We start from the raw sequence: 660 nt of genomic DNA on the forward strand, positions 1-660 counted from the left end.
ATGTAAATTAATAAGTTAGCTAATTATATTTGATAATCAATTATGATAAAATATAGTCAATATGAGAAACTTACTAACAAAGGGGAAGTATATCAAATGGCGAGTATGTTAAAACAAGTTCAAGATGAGATGACCAAATACGTGGAGACCATAGCTAGCGTATTGAATGTAGATATTGAAATTGTAGATGATAGGTTATTCAGAATTGGGGGTTCTGGAATTTATAAATATAAAGAAAATGAAGTTCTTGTATCTAGTGGTTATATATATAGCCAAGTTATTAGTACAGGAAATGATATAACAGTAGTTGATATAGCTAGTCATGAAATTTGTAGTAATTGTAGTAGGCTTAGTAAGTGCCTTGATAAAATGATTTTAGCTGTACCTATTAAGTATAGTGGTCGAACAATTGGTGTTATAGGTGCAATAAGTACTGATAAAGAAAAGAAAAAAGAAGTACGTAAGAAATTAAAATCTTACTTAGAGTTTATACATCACATTTCAGACTTGATCTCTATAAAAGTAAATGAATTTGAAGATAGTAAATATATTGATAAAGAGATGGAAATGTTTAGAGATATAATTGATAATATTGAAAAGGGTGTATTGATTTTAGATCCAGGAAGAAAGATATCATATATCAATAATATAGCAAAGAAA

General features: G+C 27.4%; 1 pseudogene. It reads left to right on the forward strand.

Annotated elements, in window-relative coordinates:
* Positions 1 to 96: 96 nt before the first annotated feature.
* Positions 97 to 660 (forward strand): annotated as a pseudogene (locus AZI32_RS17295) (hypothetical protein); the annotation flags it as partial.

Origin of the sequence: Clostridium sp. ATCC 25772 (assembly GCF_001573875.1) — a bacterium.
Classification (GTDB): domain Bacteria; phylum Bacillota; class Clostridia; order Clostridiales; family Clostridiaceae; genus Clostridium_J; species Clostridium_J senegalense.